Below are 3,102 nucleotides of genomic sequence, written 5' to 3' on the forward strand. Positions count from 1 at the left end.
ACCTCAGACCTGACCTCAATAAAGCAAGCTTCAGCGCTGTTCCAGCCCGTCTCGATGCCGACTTTGTCAACGCAATCTGCCAACAGCTGACATTTCCGCCAAACCGATAGCGACCGTGAGCGTGTTGATCGTGCTAATCCTGAAGCTGGGTGGCGGGATGGCGCTTCACACCTCCACTGTGCCCAGGAAATGAAGCCCAATAATCTTTCTCCCGGACATCGTTCTATTGGCTAACCTCAGCTCACCTCCACAGGCGGCCCACAGAGGGGCTCGTGAACTCTGCCTTCGATCCCACGCCCTAAATTATCCCCAAAAACTCGAGATAGTTGGGATCAACAAGCCGGGAGGCCATGATGGTTCCTGATAGTGTAGCCCGATCTTCGAGGATTGGAGTGGCTGCCGCGCTTCTCCTTCTAGTGGAGCTAATCCCGTCGCTAGTGATGGCGCAGACTCCACCCACACCACCTATTATAAAACAAGCCGCTCCTGCTCGCGACCCGAACACAATTGGGATTGTTGGAGGAGGCCCTGAGGAGGGTGCTCTCCGGTTTGTCAATGAAATCGCGAAAGTCATCGCGAGCGGGCAGGAGACCGGCCCCAATGGAGAACTGGCGTTGCGCGCTCTCCCATTTGTCGGCCGTGGCGGCGTTCACGACGTTCGTGATGTCCTCTCGCTTCCCGGCGTGGACATGGCAATCACACAGGAGCACATACTTACCCGTTTGCAGGAGAGCAAAGAGCTTGGAGATCTCAAGAGCAGGCTCGTCTACGTTACCAAACTCTTCAATGAAGAGTTCCATGTCATAGCGCGACAGGACGTTCGGCAAGTGTCCGATCTTGCGGGCAAGCCGGTCAATCTTGGGGACTACGGCAACAGCGCTGAAGACATCGCGCGCTATGTCTTTAGGACGCTTGGTGTCAAGGTCTCGGAGGTTTACTTAGGACAGGATGAGGCTTTGGAAGAGATGCGGCAAGGGAGGGTCGCTGCGACGGCGTTCTTAGCTGCGAAGCCAGCAGCCATGGTTGAGCGCCTCATAAACGATGGTGGATTTCATCTGATTCCAATCCCAGTTCCCGCCGATGCAACGCTCTATTTGCCGACCAGCCTCCGCCACGAAGATTATCCAAAGCTCATCCCGACAGGAGAGGGAGTAGAGACTGTCGCAGTCGGGACAGTCCTCATCGCCTATAACTGGCCAGAGAAGAGCAGTCGCTACCAATTGCTGGGCAGCTTCGTTGACGCGTTCCTCTCCCGCTTCTCTGAATTCCAAGCGCCATCACGGCATCCCAAGTGGCAGGAGGTTAACCTTGCCGCCACCTTGCCGGGTTGGAAGCGGTTCAAACCTGCTGAGCGTTGGCTCCAGAGTTCACAGGCCCGACGCCCAGGCACTGCAGCTACGGGTTCAGTGTCGCAATCTGACACGCCCCAGAAGACGGCACCGGAAGGGCGGGACGCTGAGGCGGAGCGCTTGTTTGAAGAATTCCTGCATTGGCGCGAACAGCGAGGAAGACGTTGAAGAAGCAGTCTTGGCAATAGGCGCAACGAGCTTGAGGGATGATGGCCATGAGGAAGCAGTTAATTGTCGCGAGTGTGCTGGCTATCGTGACGTCTTCGACGGCTGAGGCACAGACACCTTCAACATCTTTAGGCCCTCCGCCCCGTGGTTTTAAGAGGGTCAGCGATCTCGTGAAGATCCCTCGCTTCCTCCCTGGGTTAGGTGTGCTTTACGTCCGCCCCGAGACTCTGCCAGCAGGACCGTTTCTCGCCTACGACCGGCAGGGACGGCGGGTGAGCACTGTCTACATGATCCCAGTTGAGGATATTGGGAACCGGAAGAAGTTCGACCTAGCAGGGTTCGCGGGCCGGAACGATCATGTGTCCATGTACTTCAACGAAGGCCATCCCGGTGTGGAGGTGCCCCACTACCATGTTGTTATCTGGCATGTGAACAAGCGGGGTGAGGCACGAGTGGCCAAGTAAGGATGAACGTCCGAGCTTCAGTGAGATGGAGCGGCTTCCGTTCTGGATCAATCCAGGAGGTAGAGTGGCCTAAATTAAGTTCCACTTCTTCGCGCGGCTGTAGACGTTTGCTTCACTTCCGGAGAGTACCAGAGGCGGTCATTGGCTTTGTCACATGGGAAAGAGAAGCACCGATACATAGTTCCATAGCTCCATCGGTTGGATGCTCTGGCTATACCTTCCACTATGGTGACGGGCGCAATCACAATGGCGAAATGCTCCTTTGGTAGTTGCTTCACAGTCTTGCAGTAGTCGCCGCTTCCACGTACATAGTCCAATAGAGAAGGCACCTCGAAGAGCCGCCACCTCAGTTGATCTGAAGCTGAGTGATGACAGCCGTGAGGAGGGCTCCCGGGATAAGCCAAGAGCCCTTGCCGTCGTCAGAGCAGGACGTCAGTGCTGGCCAAGGTATGCAAGCCAAGAGCCTTGATCGTGAAGTCGGCATAGCCGTCGCCGTTGACGTCTCCGGCGAGGTACGTGTTGCCGCTCGACTGGTACGCCTTTAGCTCGCCTGCGACCTTGTGGAAGCCCTGCGTGCTGATGAACTTGAACGCCTGGTTCCCATACGAGCGGGTGTTGGCATCGATGCCTGACAGATTGATCTTGTCGACACCACGGACAAAGTCGCTGATGGTATCCCCGTTGGCTTCTGATGCTGTGTCGAACACAAAGGTATCGCTGCCGGAACTGCCCCAGAGGACTCCCTGCCGCCGTTGCCATTGAGGGTGTCGTTGCCGGACGTGCCATACAGCGTGTTGCTGTAGCCGTCGCCGAGGATGGTCTGCCCTGTGGCTGTGCTCGGGGTCGGCGGAGCGGTCGTTGTGGTGGTACCGACATCGTTCGCCTCAGCCCGCTCCACAGCATTCGGCGTGCCGAAGTTCTGGGTGACGAAGACCACGTTGTAGCCGTTGATCGTGCCTTCCTTCAAGCCGATCCCGATCTCCTCAAAGGACCCGTTGACAATGTTAGCGTAGTGGCCCGGCGAGTTCATTAAAGCGCTTTTGCTCTGGGCTTGAATCCATTCGGGTGGGCTGCGCGTTGACCGGGATATGGCCCGGGAGGCAAGCCATGCCCCAGCCCTA

2 protein-coding genes and 2 pseudogenes are annotated in these 3,102 nt (G+C 57.0%); 2 read left to right on the forward strand and 2 right to left on the reverse strand.

Going from position 1 to position 3,102, the window contains the following annotated elements:
* The first annotated feature begins 350 nt into the window (after positions 1–350).
* A complete protein-coding gene (locus JKG68_RS31580; protein WP_202066307.1) occupies positions 351–1,517 on the forward strand; it encodes a TAXI family TRAP transporter solute-binding subunit in 1,167 nt (388 codons plus the stop codon).
* A 170-nt stretch (positions 1,518–1,687) separates the two neighbouring features.
* Entirely contained in the window at positions 1,688–1,981 is a 294-nt protein-coding gene (locus tag JKG68_RS31585) for a DUF5602 domain-containing protein (RefSeq protein ID WP_246516116.1), read from the forward strand.
* A 419-nt stretch (positions 1,982–2,400) separates the two neighbouring features.
* On the opposite strand, the pseudogene JKG68_RS31590 reads toward JKG68_RS31585, so the two are convergent.
* Both JKG68_RS31590 and JKG68_RS35070 read right to left on the reverse strand, forming a co-directional pair.
* A pseudogene (locus JKG68_RS31590) lies at positions 2,401–2,697 on the reverse strand (M10 family metallopeptidase C-terminal domain-containing protein); the annotation flags it as partial.
* A 209-nt stretch (positions 2,698–2,906) separates the two neighbouring features.
* Positions 2,907–3,071, reverse strand: a pseudogene (locus JKG68_RS35070) (CAP domain-containing protein); the annotation flags it as partial.
* Positions 3,072–3,102 lie beyond the last annotated feature (31 nt).

The sequence above is a fragment of the Microvirga aerilata genome, from assembly GCF_016743775.1.
Classification (GTDB): Bacteria; Pseudomonadota; Alphaproteobacteria; order Rhizobiales; family Beijerinckiaceae; genus Microvirga; species Microvirga aerilata.